At 39.6% G+C, this 16,313-nt stretch carries 16 protein-coding genes and 2 other annotated features; of the genes, 14 read left to right on the forward strand and 2 right to left on the reverse strand.

Annotated features, from left to right (window positions below; genetic code table 11):
* Positions 1-50: 50 nt before the first annotated feature.
* The 9 genes from BANA01_RS06660 to BANA01_RS06700 all read left to right on the forward strand — a co-directional run bounded on the left by BANA01_RS06660 (position 51) and on the right by BANA01_RS06700 (position 8,897).
* Entirely contained in the window at positions 51-1,460 is a 1,410-nt protein-coding gene (locus BANA01_RS06660) for a replication initiation and membrane attachment family protein (RefSeq protein ID WP_034676872.1), read from the forward strand.
* A 13-nt stretch (positions 1,461-1,473) separates the two neighbouring features.
* A complete protein-coding gene (gene dnaI, locus BANA01_RS06665) occupies positions 1,474-2,403 on the forward strand; it encodes a primosomal protein DnaI (RefSeq protein WP_034676874.1) in 930 nt (309 codons plus the stop codon).
* A gap of 149 nt (positions 2,404-2,552) precedes the next feature.
* Positions 2,553-3,425, forward strand: coding sequence for a putative sporulation protein YtxC (gene ytxC, locus BANA01_RS06670; RefSeq protein ID WP_052106433.1), 873 nt, complete (start codon positions 2,553-2,555; stop codon positions 3,423-3,425).
* An 812-nt stretch (positions 3,426-4,237) separates the two neighbouring features.
* Positions 4,238-6,175 (forward strand): threonine--tRNA ligase, encoded by a 1,938-nt coding sequence (thrS, locus tag BANA01_RS06675; RefSeq protein WP_034676876.1) that lies wholly within the window; start codon positions 4,238-4,240, stop codon positions 6,173-6,175.
* A 372-nt stretch (positions 6,176-6,547) separates the two neighbouring features.
* Positions 6,548-6,679: a sequence feature (ribosomal protein L20 leader region), on the forward strand.
* A gap of 133 nt (positions 6,680-6,812) precedes the next feature.
* Positions 6,813-7,316, forward strand: a complete 504-nt coding sequence (gene infC / locus BANA01_RS06680; protein ID WP_034676878.1) for a translation initiation factor IF-3 — start codon at positions 6,813-6,815, stop codon at positions 7,314-7,316.
* A gap of 17 nt (positions 7,317-7,333) precedes the next feature.
* Positions 7,334-7,534: a 50S ribosomal protein L35 gene (gene rpmI, locus BANA01_RS06685; RefSeq protein ID WP_034676880.1), complete on the forward strand. Its 201-nt coding sequence runs from the start codon at positions 7,334-7,336 to the stop codon at positions 7,532-7,534.
* 31 nt (positions 7,535-7,565) lie between these two features.
* Positions 7,566-7,922 carry a 50S ribosomal protein L20 gene (gene rplT / locus BANA01_RS06690; protein WP_034676881.1) on the forward strand — a complete coding sequence of 119 codons (357 nt, stop codon included), beginning with the start codon at positions 7,566-7,568 and terminating at the stop codon, positions 7,920-7,922.
* 55 nt (positions 7,923-7,977) lie between these two features.
* Positions 7,978-8,247, forward strand: coding sequence for a DUF1294 domain-containing protein (locus tag BANA01_RS06695; RefSeq protein WP_411833736.1), 270 nt, complete (start codon positions 7,978-7,980; stop codon positions 8,245-8,247).
* Between the two features lie 62 nt (positions 8,248-8,309).
* Positions 8,310-8,897, forward strand: a complete 588-nt coding sequence (locus BANA01_RS06700; protein ID WP_034676884.1) for a TVP38/TMEM64 family protein — start codon at positions 8,310-8,312, stop codon at positions 8,895-8,897.
* Positions 8,898-8,901: 4 nt separating this feature from the next.
* On the opposite strand, the gene BANA01_RS06705 is transcribed toward BANA01_RS06700, so the two are convergent.
* A complete protein-coding gene (locus tag BANA01_RS06705; RefSeq protein WP_034676885.1) occupies positions 8,902-9,282 on the reverse strand; it encodes a hypothetical protein in 381 nt (126 codons plus the stop codon).
* Between the two features lie 99 nt (positions 9,283-9,381).
* Here BANA01_RS06705 and BANA01_RS06710 point away from each other — a divergent pair, with 99 nt between their 5' ends.
* Both BANA01_RS06710 and BANA01_RS06715 read left to right on the forward strand, forming a co-directional pair.
* Complete coding sequence (locus BANA01_RS06710; protein WP_034676887.1) at positions 9,382-9,873, forward strand: dUTP diphosphatase; 492 nt, start codon at positions 9,382-9,384, stop codon at positions 9,871-9,873.
* A gap of 55 nt (positions 9,874-9,928) precedes the next feature.
* Positions 9,929-11,014 (forward strand): M42 family metallopeptidase, encoded by a 1,086-nt coding sequence (locus BANA01_RS06715; RefSeq protein WP_034676889.1) that lies wholly within the window; start codon positions 9,929-9,931, stop codon positions 11,012-11,014.
* A 381-nt stretch (positions 11,015-11,395) separates the two neighbouring features.
* On the opposite strand, the gene sspI is transcribed toward BANA01_RS06715, so the two are convergent.
* Positions 11,396-11,602 carry a small acid-soluble spore protein SspI gene (gene sspI / locus BANA01_RS06720; protein WP_034676891.1) on the reverse strand — a complete coding sequence of 69 codons (207 nt, stop codon included), beginning with the start codon at positions 11,600-11,602 and terminating at the stop codon, positions 11,396-11,398.
* A gap of 110 nt (positions 11,603-11,712) precedes the next feature.
* Here sspI and BANA01_RS06725 point away from each other — a divergent pair, with 110 nt between their 5' ends.
* From BANA01_RS06725 to pheT, 3 genes are all read left to right on the forward strand, one after another.
* The gene (locus BANA01_RS06725; RefSeq protein ID WP_034676892.1) at positions 11,713-12,462 is read left to right on the forward strand and encodes a TrmH family RNA methyltransferase; all 750 of its coding nucleotides are present in this window, start codon (positions 11,713-11,715) and stop codon (positions 12,460-12,462) included.
* A 61-nt stretch (positions 12,463-12,523) separates the two neighbouring features.
* Positions 12,524-12,767, forward strand: a binding site (T-box leader).
* A gap of 70 nt (positions 12,768-12,837) precedes the next feature.
* Positions 12,838-13,875 (forward strand): phenylalanine--tRNA ligase subunit alpha, encoded by a 1,038-nt coding sequence (pheS, locus tag BANA01_RS06730; RefSeq protein WP_034676894.1) that lies wholly within the window; start codon positions 12,838-12,840, stop codon positions 13,873-13,875.
* Between the two features lie 15 nt (positions 13,876-13,890).
* Positions 13,891-16,305, forward strand: a complete 2,415-nt coding sequence (gene pheT / locus BANA01_RS06735; RefSeq protein ID WP_034676896.1) for a phenylalanine--tRNA ligase subunit beta — start codon at positions 13,891-13,893, stop codon at positions 16,303-16,305.
* Positions 16,306-16,313 lie beyond the last annotated feature (8 nt).

Here is a 16,313-nt window from a genome sequence, read left to right on the forward strand (position 1 = left end):
GAGCTAAAGAAAGTCTTTGGCTCTTTATTACTTTTTAAAGGGTGAATGATATGGCGCAGCATTGGCAGGAATTAATTCCGATTGACCGTTATCTTGTTACGTCAAATGGATTGCTGCATGAATACGACCGCAAAGTGCTGACTTTTTTGTATCAGCCCTTAATCGGATCCACTTGTTTAAGTGTATATATGACTCTTTGGGCAGAGCTTGAAGAAAATAAACTATGGTCTGAATCTTCGACGCATCATTTGCTAATGAATTTGTTAAGTATGAACTTAAAGGATATCTACGAAGCTAGGTTAAAATTAGAGGGTATTGGCTTGTTAAAAACATACGTAAAAAGTGATGAAAGTGGACGTTCATTTATTTATGAACTGACTCCGCCATTGAATCCAGAGCAATTCTTTTTAGATGGAATGTTAAATATTTATTTATATCGTAAAATCGGCAAAAATCACTTTTCGCGTTTAAAACGTTTTTTTAGCACCCCTAAAAAGCCGCTGGATGAAGATTATTTAGAAGTAACCAGAGAGTTTCAGGAAGTGTTTGCATCGGCTACTCCAGGCAGTCTCCAGTATATGCAAGAGCATTCAGAAGACTTGGAAGCCGAATCCGATCAAGAATTTATTGGCCGGATAGACCAAAAACCAATTCAAATTGATACCAGGACCTTTGATTTTGATTTGTTAATGGCAGGTCTTAATGAATCACTTGTCCCACAAAAAGCACTGACCAAAAAAGTAAAAGAGGTTATCAGTAACCTTGCCTTTCTTTATGGTATTAGTCCAATCGAAATGAAAAACTTTGTATTAGGGGCCATCAATGAAAAGGATGAAATTGATATCGAGGACCTTAGAAAAGGTGCGCGTGATTGGTATCAATTTGAAAATTATGACCAGCTTCCAAGTCTTATCAATAGAACACAGCCTGCTGTTCATCAGGTCCAGTTAACGGAACCAAAAACACAGGAAGAAAAGTTAATTCGTTATTATGAAACCACACCTCCCATCGTTATTTTTAAAGAACTCTCAGGCGGAGTGGAGCCTTCTGCTGCCAATTTGAAAATATTAGAGGAAATCATGATAAAATATAAACTTCCTCCTGGTGTAGTAAACGTGTTAATTGAGGTTGTTCTTAGAAAAACGGATATGAAATTTACTAAGGGTTTTGTTGAATCAATTGCAAGCCATTGGGCTCGGCTTAAAATAAAGAGTGTTAAAGAAGCAATGGAAGCAGCGAGGAAAGAAGAGCGGAGCTTTCAAGAAAGCAAAAAGACCGGTAAATCTACAAAAAAACCAATTCGGACGGAAGTTTTACCTGATTGGTTTGATGATAGTGGAAAAGTAAGTGATAAATCAAATACAAAAGCAAGTGATAAAGCAGATACAAAAGACCAAAACACAGAGCTTGAAGCGAAAAAGCGTGCGATTGAAGAAAAGCTCAAAGCATTTCGTAAATAGGTGGTGAATGTAATTGGAAAGGATAAATCGAACTATTAAGCGATTAGCCTCGAATGAAAATTTTCAAAAGCGTTATGAAGAGCAGCGAAAGCAAGTATTAAATCATCCTGATATTCATGCATTTCTAACAGAACATGAAAATGAGCTGAATCAGCTTACGATTGAAAAAAGCATGAGTAAACTTTATGAATACACTCAGCAGAGTAAAGAATGTAATCGCTGTGAAAGTCTTGATGGCTGTATAAATTTCATGAAGGGATACCACCCTGATTTAGTACTGGTACGAAACTCAATTGATGTTGTTTATAAACGCTGTCCTAGAAAAGTGATGGCGGATGAGAAAAAGAAAAATCAAAAGCTTATTAAGAGTTTATATGTACCTAGAGATATATTGGAAGCTACTTTTGAGGATTTTGAGGGTGACTTGGGCCGCTTGGACGCAGGGGACCGGGCAGCGACTTTTTTAATGAATTATGAGGCGGGATTAAAGCCTAAGGGATTGTATCTATATGGAAAATTTGGAGTAGGAAAATCCTTTTTGTTAGGGGCTATAGCCAACGAACTTGCTAAAAAGCAAATCCCAACCATGATTGTTTATGTTCCAGAACTGCTGCGAGAAATGAAAAGTGCGATTGGCGATTCTACTTTAAACGAAAAAATCGAAGCATTGAAAAAAGAACCGATTTTAATGCTTGATGATATCGGCGCCGAAGCAGTATCCAGCTGGACAAGAGATGAAGTACTCGGACCAATCTTGCAGTTCAGGATGCTTGAAAAGCTTCCAACCTTCTTTACCTCAAATTTTGACTTCCAGGGGCTTGAGCACCATTTAACCTACAGCCAGCGTGGTGAAGAGGAAAAGATGAAAGCACGGAGAATTATGGAAAGAATTCGTAGTTTAAGTGATCCTGTTCTTGTTGATGGACCAAATCGCCGTGATTAACATATAAATGTAAGTGGATTACCGAAGCATTTTCGGTAATCTTTATTTTTTTTTCACAATATTGGTGTATTCATAACGTATAAACTTCTATTTTGGCCAAGTCCCCCATATAAATGTAAAACAGAGTATGGGATAAAGGGGGGATTTGGTTGGCAGAAATCATCTTCCGAAGCAAGATGGATGCGAAGAGATGTTATGATCACTTGCTGAAGTGCTTACGGTATCATCCAAATAATGAAGATATTCTTCTTATAGAAGATCGACATATAGTGAAAATTTCGGAAAGTATTGTTAGGTTTGGAGAGGTCAAAGAGGCATTCTATGAATTTATCATAAAAATAAAACGTGATGACTGGTTTAGGGCTATTTTACAAGAGCAATATTATTTTGAGGACCAAGAAGAGCAGGAGCATATTATGGACATCATTTATTCTGTCCTTGAGGGTCAGCGGGAGGATTTAGCTGTTTTCATTAAGGAAAATGGTGAAGAATCTCAAATTAGAGAAGTTGTGGAGGAAATCTTTCAGGATCATATCTCGTTCTCGTTTGACTCCTTTTTAAAATTTCGATTGCGTCCTTATTTGAAAATGTTAGAGAGTTACGTCGAGATATCCATTGATGAATATAAAATGGAGCAAGAATATCAAATGTTTATTCAAACATTAAGGGATTTTTTAGCGAGCCGTGAGCCAAAAATGGTCACACTGCACCTTTTATTTGATGAGGAAATTACTTTTTTTGATGAGCAATTTGAAGAGATAAAAAGGGCAGAATTGATGAAAATGATTGACCGGAAGCTTTTGTTTAATCATCCGGTTTATGTAGATTCGGCTTCCATTGCACCATTACTATCAATTGCGCCAAAGAACATTTTCCTCTATACAAAGAATACGGATGAACCCCTTGTGAGAACCATTAAGAACATCTTTGAAGAAAGAGTATTAATAAAGTCATACAAAGGTTTGCGGCATACAAAGGAATGGCTTCGTCAGAAAAACTCCGCAAATGGAAATGGTGCTTGAAATATATTGGGAAATTGTATGCTTGGTGTATTGATTTTTCAAAATAGAATCATTATAATAACCTACATAGTCCGAAATGCAGAAGCGCCTTGTCCAGCCCCGACAAGCATAAGACGAGCGCTGACAGAAGGCGTCTTTTGCCTTCCGAAGCGATTGGCTTATGACTCGAGGGGCTAGGCGCTGAAGCTAGACATCAATATATCAAGCAAAAGTAATGATAAGGACAACAGTATTTATTCACGGTTACCAGAGAGGGAGGACGCAGGCTGAAAGCCTCCTAGCACGGATTGAATGCTTACCACCTTTAAACTTCAGCGGTGAACGCTTCTTTGAAGTGAGTAATCGTCTGACGGGAAACAGCCCGTTACCCTGTCCTAAAGTCGTTTTTATGTTTCTTATAAAAATGAAAAATTGGGTGGAACCACGTGTTTATTAAACTCGTCCCTTTTCCAGGGACGGGTTTTTTTATTTTTTAGGCTCTGTTAAACTAAACGTTGATTTCTCTGTGTTTGGAAAATAATCGGAGAATTTCCGTTTAAATCAGGAAACATCTATATTATCCTTAAAAATAACGGAGTTTTTCCGCTTATTGTATCCAAATTCTTGGAATTTGTCTTATTTACAGCAGTTATCCGGAATATCACCGCTTTTATCTGCTTCTTAAGCTTCTTCAATATACAATAGCCGGAAATTCTCCGCCTATGAATTTTCAACTCTATACGAAAATCAACAATGAATAATAACAGAGCCATTTTAAACAGCGTTTTACAGACAAATTTGTCTCGAGCGCTCAAATCAAAGGAGGAATTACCATGTCAGACGTTGTTAAGATTTCGTTTCCAGATGGGGCAGTAAAGGAGTTTCCTCGTGGAACAACAACCGAAGATATTGCCGCTTCCATCAGCCCGGGACTTAAGAAAAAGGCAATCGCTGGGAAATGGAATGGTCATTTATTTGATCTTCGCCGTCCAATCGAAGAAGACGGTTCAATAGAAATCGTTGTCCCAGAATCAAAAGAGGCTTTGGAGATTTTACGTCATAGTACAGCTCACTTAATGGCTCAAGCGATTAAAAGGCTGTACGGCAAAGAGGTAAACCTTGGTGTAGGTCCAGTAATCGAAGGTGGGTTCTATTATGATATCGACCTCGAGGAATCCATTACTCCAGAGGATTTACCGAAAATTGAAAAGGAAATGGCGAAAATCGTCAATGAAAATATCGAGATCGTTCGTAAAGAAGTAAGCCGGGCAGAAGCGGTTCAGTTCTTCAAAGCAGAAGGCGACCCTTACAAGCTTGAGCTAATTGAAGCGATTCCTGATGATGAGCAAGTTACAATTTATGAACAGGGTGACTTCGCTGACCTTTGCCGAGGTGTCCACGTTCCTTCAACCGGTAAAATTAAAGAATTCAAATTGTTGAGCATCGCGGGAGCGTACTGGCGCGGTGACAGCAAAAACAAAATGCTTCAGCGTATTTACGGTACTGCTTTCTTCAAGAAAGAGGATTTGAAAGAGCACCTTCGTTTACTTGAAGAAGCGAAAGAACGTGATCATCGTAAGATTGGTAAAGAGTTAAACCTGTTTACTAGCTCTCAATTAGTTGGACAAGGGCTGCCATTATGGCTTCCAAAAGGCGCAACAATCCGTCGAGTGGTTGAAAGATATATTGTTGATAAAGAGCAGCGTCTTGGGTATGACCATGTTTATACTCCGATCATGGGAAGTGTCGATTTATACAAAACTTCAGGTCACTGGGATCATTACCAGGAAGATATGTTCCCTGTAATGGATATGGATAACGAGCAATTGGTTCTTCGCCCAATGAACTGTCCGCACCACATGATGGTGTACAAAAATGCGATTCACAGCTATCGTGAACTTCCAATCCGGATTGCTGAGCTTGGAACGATGCATCGTTATGAAATGTCTGGTGCTTTATCAGGTTTACAGCGTGTTCGTGGAATGACCTTAAATGATGCGCATATCTTTGTTCGACCAGACCAAATTAAAGATGAATTTAAGCGAGTTGTTAATCTTGTACTAGAAGTATACAAAGATTTCAACATCAAGGACTATTCCTTCCGTCTATCCTACCGTGATCCACAAGATACTGAAAAGTACTTCGATGATGATGCAATGTGGGAAAAAGCCCAAAGTATGCTGAAGGAAGCAATGGATGACCTTGGCCTTGATTATTATGAAGCAGAAGGAGAAGCAGCTTTCTACGGTCCTAAACTTGATGTTCAAGTGAAAACAGCTTTAGGAAAAGAAGAAACCCTCTCTACTGTTCAGTTGGACTTCTTACTTCCTGAACGCTTTGATTTAACTTATGTTGGAGAAGACGGCAAGCAGCACCGTCCAGTGGTTATCCACCGTGGAGTCGTGTCAACAATGGAACGCTTTGTAGCCTTCTTAATTGAAGAATACAAAGGGGCATTCCCAACTTGGCTTGCTCCCGTACAGGTACAAGTCATTCCAGTTTCACCTGATGTGCATTTTGACTTTGCAAAGCAGGTTCAGGAACAGCTTCAAAATCAAGGCTTCCGTGTTGAATTAGATGGCCGTAATGAAAAAATCGGCTACAAAATCAGAGAAGCCCAAATGCAAAAAATTCCATACATGCTCGTTGTCGGTGACAAAGAAGTAGAAGAAAATGCCGTAAACGTCCGCAAATACGGAGAACAAAAATCAGAAACAGTACCATTTGCAGAATTCCTTGAGTCATTACTTGCAGAAGTAAAAAGAGGATAATTCAAGAAAAGCAAACGTCGTTTTAGCACTCAGTTGATTGGAGCGTAAGGCACGAAGACTCCTGCAGGAGGACGGGACAGGGGAGACGCCGCAGACGCTTTAGCGTCGAGGGATCCCCGGCACGCCCGCGGAAAGCGAAGTGCCTCGTGACAGGCAAAGACCGCCTGTCCCTGTGTTGATTATTCAAAGAAGCTTTCCTTAGTGGAGCGGAAATCAACAGGCCTAATTAACATAGCAAAAAGAAAAGAAAAAATTTCTATTGAATAATTTTTCGTTTCTTGATAAAATGAATTTCGTTGTCATATGAAATGCATGTTTGACATCACGTCTTTGCTTATGTTATAGTAACTAAGGAAAATTGAATACTAGTTTTGGGAAAAGAAGAAGCACCCGCTTCTCACCTGATTGACGCAATTGGCAGTTGGCAGGTTTTACGTGAACTCTTTGGTTTATTACTTTTGTTTCGTAAAGTGTGGGTGTATACATCCGCACTTTTTTATTTGTAAAAACAAAGCATTTAAAAAAAGTTGTTCATTTCTTGCCGAAACAGCATAGCGTCAAAGTCAGTCAGCTGACTATCTTGACCCGAAAGTTGTATTCGTGAAAACCTTGGAGGTGGCTAATTATTAGCAAAGACATGTTGTTAAATGAGGGTATTCGCGCTCGCGAAGTTCGTCTAATTGATCAGAACGGCGAACAATTAGGTATTAAAACCAAATTTGAAGCGCTGGAGATTGCCGGACGAGTGAATCTTGATTTGGTACTAGTTGCACCAAATGCGAAGCCTCCGGTAGCCCGAATTATGGACTATGGCAAATTTAAATTCGAGAATCAAAAGAAAGAAAAAGAAGCTCGAAAGAATCAAAAGATTATTGTTACAAAAGAAGTTCGTCTCAGCCCAACAATTGATGAGCATGACTTTAATACAAAACTTCGCAATGCGATTAAGTTTTTGGAAAAAGGCGACAAGGTAAAAGCTTCAATCCGCTTCAAGGGCCGGGCGATTACCCATAAAGAAATCGGTCAACGTGTATTAGACCGTTTTGCTACAGAGTGCAAGGAAGTTGCAACAATTGAATCTCATCCAAAAATGGATGGACGAAGCATGTTCCTCGTTCTAGCACCTAAAACTGAAAAGTAATAAGGAGGACTATCCCAATGCCAAAAATGAAAACTCACCGTGGCGCTGCAAAGCGTTTCAAGAAAACTGGTTCTGGTAAACTGAAGCGTTCACACGCTTATACTAGCCACTTATTTGCAAACAAATCTACAAAAGCTAAGCGTAAGCTTCGCAAAGCTTCACTTGTTTCTAAAGGCGATTTCAAACGCATCCGTTTCTTATTAACAAATCTTAAATAATCGTTAACGATTGATATAGGAGGAAAAATTCATGCCACGTGTAAAAGGCGGTACTGTAACGCGTCAGCGTCGTAAAAAAGTTATTAAATTAGCAAAAGGTTATTATGGTTCAAAACATACATTATATAAAGTAGCTAACCAACAGGTTATGAAATCTTTAATGTATGCATTCCGCGATCGTCGCCAGAAGAAGCGCGACTTCCGCAAACTTTGGATTACTCGTATCAACGCAGCAGCTCGTATGAACGGTCTTTCTTACAGCCGTTTAATGCATGGCTTAAAGCTTGCTGGTATCGAAGTAAACCGCAAAATGCTTGCTGAATTAGCAGTAAGCGATGCAGCAGCATTTACTGAATTAGCAAACGTTGCAAAACAACAGCAGAAATAATTCATTAAGCCATTCTCAATATGAGGATGGCTTTTTATATAGGGGAGATGGGGAAGTGACTACCATTTTAGTTGGATACATCATCATGAATCTTATTGGTATGATTGTGATGAAAGTAGACAAAGAACGGGCAAAAAAACATCAATACCGTATTAGTGAAAAGACATTATGGCTCATAGCGTTATTTGGGGGAGCCGTTGGCACGACATTAGGAATGCAACTATTCCGTCATAAAACAAAGCATTTATCTTTTAAGGTGGGTTTTCCCTTTCTAGCAGCTGCTGAAATCATACTTTTGGGTTATTTTTTTACGTTGCAGACATAACAGCCTGCCCCTTTTTATATCTTTAATTAACAAGAAAAGAGCAGCACCCAGGGGGCATGTAAATGAATGAGGACTTGTCTTTGCTGTTAATCATGATGGAAGCTGGCGGCGTTTTTGCTCCACTTGCTTTCGTGTTATTTCATCTGCTCAGATCGTTCTTATTTATTCCTGTATCAGTTGTCATCATTGCTGGCGGTGTTCTGTTTGGAACTTTATGGGGAACTATTTATTCCGTTATCGGTTTAATGGGGGTTAGCGTTTTCTTTTATGTATTTATTGATAGAATGCCGAAAACACAGGAGCGCATTATAAAAATTAAAAATCGGTGGTTCGGAGAATATCGAAATCTTACGGTTGGTCAAATAGCCATTTTAAGACTTGTTCCCTTTGTACATTACCATCTATTAAGCTTTTGTTTAAAACAAAGAAAACCTAAATTTAAAGAGTACATGAAGGCTTCATTCCTTACCAATATTCCAATTGCTCTTTTCTTTACAATATTCGGAGAGTATATATCTACCTTTACACCTTCTCTAATCATTTTGATTCTTCCAGGTTTAACTATACTTGTTTATCTTTTAAGAGAGAAACAAAATGTAATTAAATGGAGGGAGTTCTTTAAAAGAACAAAGGAAAAAGCCGCTGGTTAAGCGGCTATTTTTGTTGCAAAAACTCATGTATTGGGCTTTTCCAATGGATTTGGGCAGCAGGATATTTTTCAAGTATCTTTTTTTCAATAAAATAAAAGTCTTCCTTAGCCATTCCTTGAACCGCAGTGGGATGGTTCGGTGAAAGTGAAATAGAAACAACATCTATATTGTTTTTCGTGGCCCCTAAGTATTTTTCTCCTGTAAACACTGCACCATTGTAGGTAACCTGAAAATTCTTAATGACCTCCTCATTATCTAGCAGTAAAAAGCGTTTGTGCTTTCGTGCTGCTTCTAATTTACGAGTTGGTTTGAGGAGGAACTTCATTGTTACAAAAACAAAGAAGAAAAACAAGAAAACAAGCGCTAAGCGCAGCAGCCAAACCATGACATTGCCTCCTAGACCTTTTTCCTACTATACGAACTGGAAGGAGAAAAGTTTCATTCTCCGCGCAGTTTGATATAATTTTGCAGAGGGAGTGATAAAATGCAGTTAGAAAAATTATTTAGAATGCAGCAAGCGTTAGATCAGCATATTGTGGAGAAGCATGAATTACAGAACGAAGATTTATTTAATAGAAAGGTTCTTGCTTTGCTGGTGGAGCTAGGAGAATTGGCAAATGAAACACGCTGTTTCAAGTTTTGGAGTATCAAGCCATCGTCGGAAAAAAGTGTTGTATTAGAGGAGTTTGTTGATGGAATACACTTTATATTATCTTTAGGAATTGAATGTGGTTTTCAGAACCTAGATTACAAACTTGAATTGGAACCTTCAACACTGAGCACTACAGAGCAATTCCTTTTGATTTATGAAAAAGTAAATGAATTTAAAGACAGCAAGAAGGATTGTGATTTCCAAATTTTACTGCAATGCTATTTACAACTAGGTACCCTGCTTGGAATATCTTATGAGGAAATGGAAAAAGCATATTTTGCAAAAAATGAAGTAAATTATCAAAGACAGCAGAATAATTATTAGCTGAATATTATTTTCTGTATAATAAGTTTGAACAGACATAAAAGGGGGCGAAGCAATGGCTAAATTAGATGAGACGCTAACAATGTTTAAGGAGTTAACCGACGCCAATGGGATTCCCGGCAACGAGAGGGAAGTTCGCGAAGTAATGAAAAAGTACATAGCGCCATATGCAGATGAAGTCACAACTGATGGACTTGGCAGTTTAATTGCCAAGAAGGTAGGAAAAGAGGGCGGGCCGAGAATCGTCGTAGCCGGGCACTTGGACGAGGTAGGTTTTATGGTCACGCAAATTGATGACAAAGGTTTCCTGCGTTTTCAAACCGTAGGCGGCTGGTGGTCACAAGTTATGCTGGCACAGCGCGTCACTGTTGTTACCAATAAAGGTGATATCGTTGGTGTCATCGGATCCAAGCCACCGCACATTTTGCCGGCGGAAGCCCGTAAGAAACCTGTAGAAATCAAAGATATGTTTATTGATATTGGTGCCTCTAGTCGTGAGGAGGCTATGGAATGGGGCGTCCTGCCTGGTGATATGGTCGTACCATATTTTGAATTTACGGTTATGAATAATGAAAAATTGCTCTTGGCAAAGGCATGGGATAACCGAATTGGCTGCGCGATCGCCATTGATGTAATGAAGCAATTAAAAGGGACGGAACATCCGAATGAGGTTTATGGTCTAGGAACAACCCAAGAAGAAATCGGCTCTCGAGGTGCCCGTACTTCAGCTGAAAAAATTAATCCGGATATTGGCTTTGCAGTGGATGTTGGGATTGCTGGGGATACTCCAGGAATTTCTGAAAAAGAGGCAATGAGTAAAATGGGGAAAGGTCCGCAAATTATCCTCTACGACGCTACTCTTGTAGCCCATAAAGGCTTGCGTGATCTTATTATCAATGTTGCTGATGAGTTAAATATTCCGTATCAATTCGATGTTATTCCTGGCGGCGGAACGGATGCAGGTCCTATTCATACAGCGCACCATGGTGTTCCTTCCATTCCTATTACCATCGCAACACGATATATTCATACTCACGCGGCAATGCTTCACCGTGATGACTATGAGAATGCGGTTAAATTGATTGTTGAAGTCATAAAGCGATTAGACCGGGAGACAGTTGATAAGATTACGTATGAATAATGGTTTAAATCCTCGACAGTGAAGTCGAGGATTTTTTTAATACTACCACGTGCCCGAACAGAAACATTTTTGTAATTTGGGTAAAGTGGGACCTCTCCACATGCCCGAACGGATCCAATTTTGTAATTTGGGTAAAGTGGGACCTCGCCACGTGCCCGAACGGATCCATTTTTGCAATTTTGGGTAAAGTGGGACCTTTACACGTGCCCGAACGGATCTATTTTTGTATTTTGGGTAAAGTGGGCCCTCTCCACGTGCCCGAACGGATCCATTTTTGTAATTTGGGTAAAGTGTGACCTTCACACCTGACCCATATATTTCCTTTTTCGGGCCCATAGGTTCCATTAGAAAAGCTGCCGAAATTATTCGGCAGCCAGAGAATTATTTTAATCCGCTTTCAAGTGCTGCAAGCATTTCTTTCTTTTCTTCCTCAGAAGAATTTTTCCAAATGACTTCAAATAATACACCTAATCCTGGGAGCATTTTTTCTTCTCCATTTTGAATAGCATCAACGATTGTATCCTCTAATTCTGCTTGTGAGTTACCAGAAACATTGTGAATAATGGCATTCCGTAAATTTAAGTTCATATGAATTCACTCCTTTTTATCCTGTATTACTCTAATATGATTTCTAATTTTAGTTTTATTATGTATTTTTTTTGGGATATAATGAGAAAAAACACTGAAGGAGTACAAACTTGAAGCATATTGAATCCATTCAAAATCCAAAAGTAAAACAATGGAAAAAACTTTTAACGAAAAAGGAACGAGATAAATCCGGGACATTTTTAGTAGAAGGCTTTCATTTAGTAGAAGAAGCATTAAAACAAAGTGAAAGTGTTATCGAGATTATAGTCTCTGATAAGACAGGTCTTCCTCCGCGATGGGATTCTGGGGAAATACCAGTAACGATTGTAACCGAGGAGATTTCCAATTCATTATCTGAAACGGAGGCACCACAAGGAATCTATGCTGTTTGTCGGCAGGTTCAAGTAGACGTACCAAACGGAAAAACGTATTTGCTAATCGATGCAGTACAGGATCCAGGGAATCTAGGAACGATGATTCGTACGGCCGATGCTGCAGGCATTGACGCAGTTGTGGTAGGAAAGGGAAGTGTCGATGTTTACAACTCAAAAGTACTCCGCTCGGCACAGGGAAGTCATTTTCATTTGCCAATCATAAGAGGGGATCTACATGATTGGATTGAAAGACTCCATGAAAAAAATATTTCTGTTTACGGTACTGCACTTGAAGGTGCTTCAGCATATACTGATATTTCAACAAGTGAGTCTTATGGATTATTAGTTGGCAATGAGGGAAATGGTGTTAATAAAGAACTGCTGGCGAAGACGACTGCAAATCTTTATATTCCGATTTATGGCAAGAGCGAATCACTGAATGTTGCAGTCGCAACAGGCATCCTGTTATATTTTTTGAAAAAATAGACGATACTAGTTTGAATCATGGAGTAAAGTATTATATAATTATCTACATTATTGAAAAATAGCAAAAACGATGACGGAGAAAAGTATCTTATCAAAGACCATTTTAGGGAGAAAGTGCCTTGACTGAAAGCACTTTTATGGCAAGGCTAAGAGAAGTTCACCTCCTGAGTTGGCATCGGGACCATTTCAAATCGAAATGTAAAGATGCACCGGCCTAAGCCGTTATCTCAATGAAGCGAACACATGTGTTTTATACATACCGTGTTTACAAGGGTGGTACCGCGACTATAAACCTCGTCCCTTTCCAGGGATGGGGTTTTTTTGTTTGTTGAAAAATAACCGCTCTATATTTAACGATTAAAAGGAGGAAATACGATGCAAGAACGATTAAAGGAATTGCAGCAAGAAGCTATTCAAAAAATTGAACAGTCTTCAAGCTTAAAAGAATTGAATGACATTCGCGTTGCCTACTTAGGAAAAAAAGGTCCAATTACGGAAGTACTGCGTGGAATGGGTAAACTTTCAGCGGAAGAGCGTCCGATTATGGGAGCACTTGCAAATGAAGTTCGTGAAGCGATTGCAACGACATTAGAAGCAAAACAAAAGGATTTAGAGGAAGCTGCGGTTTTAGAAAAACTTGCCTCTGAGTCCATTGATGTTACATTGCCAGGAAGACCCGTTAAGGTTGGTAATCACCACCCATTAACACGAATCATTGAAGAAATTGAAGATTTATTCATTGGTATGGGTTATCAGGTAGCTGAAGGGCCTGAAGTAGAGCAGGATTATTATAACTTTGAGGCTTTAAATTTACCAAAGGGTCACCCTGCTCGCGATATGCAGGATTCATTCTATATTACTGATGAGATTTTACTGCGTACCCACACTTCACCCGTTCAAGCTCGAACTATGGAAAAGAACCAAGGGAAAGGGCCAATCAAAATTATTTGCCCAGGTAAAGTGTACCGCCGTGATAATGATGATGCGACACACTCTCACCAGTTCATGCAAATCGAGGGCCTTGTTGTTGGTGAAAATATCCGCATGAGTGACCTTCATGGAACATTAGAAATCTTTGCGAAAAAAATGTTTGGTGAAGACCGTGAAATCAGATTGCGCCCAAGTTTCTTCCCATTCACAGAACCATCTGTTGAAATGGACATTTCCTGTATGATTTGTGGCGGACACGGCTGTAATGTTTGTAAGAAAACAGGCTGGATTGAAATTCTTGGTGCAGGAATGGTGCATCCAAACGTTCTTGAAATGGCTGGCTATGATTCTAAAAAATACACTGGATTCGCGTTCGGTATGGGACCAGAGCGAATCGCCATGTTGAAATACGGTGTCGATGACATTCGTCATTTCTATACAAATGATGTACGTTTTTTAAAACAGTTTTCTAAGCATGAATAAGGGAGGAGATTAAAAATGTTCGTTTCATATAAATGGCTCCAGGATTATGTAGACTTATCCGGAGTATCAGCTTCTGAATTAGCTGAGAAAATCACAAAAAGCGGGATTGAGGTTGAGGGTGTAGATGTCCTTAACGAAGGAATTACAGGAGTAGTAGTTGGTCATGTTGTTGAGCGTGTGCAACATCCAAATGCTGATAAACTTAGCAAATGCCAAGTTGACATCGGTCAAGGTGAACCTGTTCAAATTATTTGCGGCGCACCGAATGTCGCGCAAGGTCAAAAAGTAGCTGTTGCAACAGTTGGCGCAGTATTACCAGGAAACTTTAAAATCAAACGAGCAAAGCTTCGCGGCGAAGAATCAAATGGTATGATCTGCTCCTTAACAGAACTTGGTGTGGAAGCAAAGGTTGTACCAAAGGAATATTCAGAAGGAATCTTTGTTTTTCCTCAGGATGCAGAAGTTGGCACTGACGCAATTGCATTATTAAACCGTAATGATGAAGTTCTTGAGCTTGGTTTAACACCAAATCGCGCAGATTGCTTGAGCATGCTTGGGGTGGCTTACGAAGTAGGAGCGATTCTAGGAAGAGAAGTAAAGCTTCCAGAAATTGATGTTCAGCCAGTAAATGAAAAAGCCTCAGATTATATTACGGTAAAAGTAGAAGCAAATGAAGATAATCCTTTATATGCTGCTAAAGTCATTAAAAATGTAAAAATCGGTCCTGCGCCGCTATGGATGCAAACCAGATTAATATCAGCTGGCATTCGTCCGCACAATAATGTAGTCGATATTACCAACTACATTCTCTTGGAATACGGTCAGCCGCTGCATGCATTTGACTATGATCGTTTAGGTTCAAAGGAAATTCTCGTTCGTCGTGCTCATGATGGTGAAAAGTTCTTAACGCTTGATGATGTAGAACGTACATTAACTTCTGACCATTTAGTGATTACAAACGGAAAAGAGCCTGTTGCATTGGCAGGAGTAATGGGTGGAGCCAATTCTGAGGTTACTTCAGATACTACAACCGTATTGTTGGAGGCAGCTTATTTTACAGGTGGAACGGTAAGAAAAGCGTCTAAAGACCATGGTTTAAGAAGTGAAGCAAGTGCTCGTTTTGAAAAGGGTGTTGATCCTAACCGCGTACGAGCTGCCGGTGAGCGTGCTGCATACTTAATGGCTAGATACGCTGGCGGCGAAGTACTAGAGGGCGCTTCCGAAGTTAATACACTTACAGTAGAACCAGCAGTGGTTTCGATAACTCTAGAAAAAATAAATAGTGTTATCGGCACAAACTTGACTGTTCAGGATGTTGAAGCTATTTTTGAACGTCTTCAATTTACTGTAAATGTTGAGGAGAATGTTATCACTGTTACAGCTCCTACACGACGTGGTGACATTAAAATCGAGGAAGACTTAATTGAAGAAGTAGCCCGCCTCTACGGATATGATAACATTCCTAAAACATTGCCAATCGGTTCCGCTACACCAGGTAAGTTATCAGATTACCAAGAAAAGCGCCGAATTGTCCGCCAATATTTAGAAGGTGCAGGATTATACCAAGCAGTGACGTATTCCTTAACAAGTGAGGAAAAAGCAGCACAATTCGCACTAGAGAAACGTGACTTTATTCGCCTGGCAATGCCGATGAGTGAGGACCGCAGTATCTTGCGTTTAAGCATAATGCCGCAGCTTTTGGAAGTTTTAAAATACAACAGTGCCCGCCAAAACGACAGTCTTGCTGTTTATGAAACGGGTGCGGTATTCTTAGCAAATGGAAACGAAGTATTACCTGAAGAACAAGAGCATTTAGCAGGTGCTGTCACAGGTCTTTGGCACAGTCATTCTTGGCAGGGTGAGAAAAAGGCTGTTGACTTCTATGTGTTAAAAGGCATTTTAGAAGGATTGTTTGCAAAACTTGGCCTTACTGAAAGTGTGACATATGTTCAAGCGAAAGTTGATAACATGCACCCAGGAAGAACGGCTGAAATTCACTTAAATGGTGAAAGAATCGGTTTTGTCGGCCAAGTACACCCAACTATGCAAAAAGAGCTTGATTTGAAAGATACTTATGTTTTTGAACTTTCATTGAAGGCAGTTCTAGAAGAAGCGACAACGGCATTAAGATACGAAGCCATTCCGCGTTTCCCATCCATTACAAGAGATATTGCTCTTGTCGTTGATAAAGAAACAGTATCAGGCGTGTTAAAAGACGTTATTCAATCAGCAGGCGGAAAGCTTCTTAAAGAAGTCAGCGTTTTTGATTTATATGAAGGTGATCGTATGGAAGAAGGCAAAAAATCTATTGCCTATTCACTGAAATACATGGATCCAGAACGTACATTAACAGATGAAGAAGTAACAAAAGTTCATACTCAAGTACTTGAAGCCTTAAAGACCCAGGCAGGAGCAGTATTGAGAGGATAACTATAGAG

It is taken from the genome of Neobacillus niacini NBRC 15566 (genome assembly GCF_001591505.1).
GTDB classification, from domain to species: Bacteria; Bacillota; Bacilli; order Bacillales; family Cytobacillaceae; genus Neobacillus; species Neobacillus niacini.

What these genes read in the sequence shown, in the direction of transcription:
- BANA01_RS06660 (WP_034676872.1), top strand. Translation starts at nt 51, where the DNA reads ATGGCGCAGCATTGGCAGGAATTAATTCCGATTGACCGTTATCTTGTT.
- thrS (WP_034676876.1), top strand. Translation starts at nt 4,238, where the DNA reads ATGTCAGACGTTGTTAAGATTTCGTTTCCAGATGGGGCAGTAAAGGAG.
- infC (WP_034676878.1), top strand. Translation starts at nt 6,813, where the DNA reads ATGTTGTTAAATGAGGGTATTCGCGCTCGCGAAGTTCGTCTAATTGAT.
- rpmI (WP_034676880.1), top strand. Translation starts at nt 7,334, where the DNA reads ATGCCAAAAATGAAAACTCACCGTGGCGCTGCAAAGCGTTTCAAGAAA.
- rplT (WP_034676881.1), top strand. Translation starts at nt 7,566, where the DNA reads ATGCCACGTGTAAAAGGCGGTACTGTAACGCGTCAGCGTCGTAAAAAA.
- BANA01_RS06700 (WP_034676884.1), top strand. Translation starts at nt 8,310, where the DNA reads ATGAATGAGGACTTGTCTTTGCTGTTAATCATGATGGAAGCTGGCGGC.
- BANA01_RS06705 (WP_034676885.1), bottom strand. Translation starts at nt 9,282, where the DNA reads ATGGTTTGGCTGCTGCGCTTAGCGCTTGTTTTCTTGTTTTTCTTCTTT.
- BANA01_RS06710 (WP_034676887.1), top strand. Translation starts at nt 9,382, where the DNA reads ATGCAGTTAGAAAAATTATTTAGAATGCAGCAAGCGTTAGATCAGCAT.
- BANA01_RS06715 (WP_034676889.1), top strand. Translation starts at nt 9,929, where the DNA reads ATGGCTAAATTAGATGAGACGCTAACAATGTTTAAGGAGTTAACCGAC.
- sspI (WP_034676891.1), bottom strand. Translation starts at nt 11,602, where the DNA reads ATGAACTTAAATTTACGGAATGCCATTATTCACAATGTTTCTGGTAAC.
- pheS (WP_034676894.1), top strand. Translation starts at nt 12,838, where the DNA reads ATGCAAGAACGATTAAAGGAATTGCAGCAAGAAGCTATTCAAAAAATT.
- pheT (WP_034676896.1), top strand. Translation starts at nt 13,891, where the DNA reads ATGTTCGTTTCATATAAATGGCTCCAGGATTATGTAGACTTATCCGGA.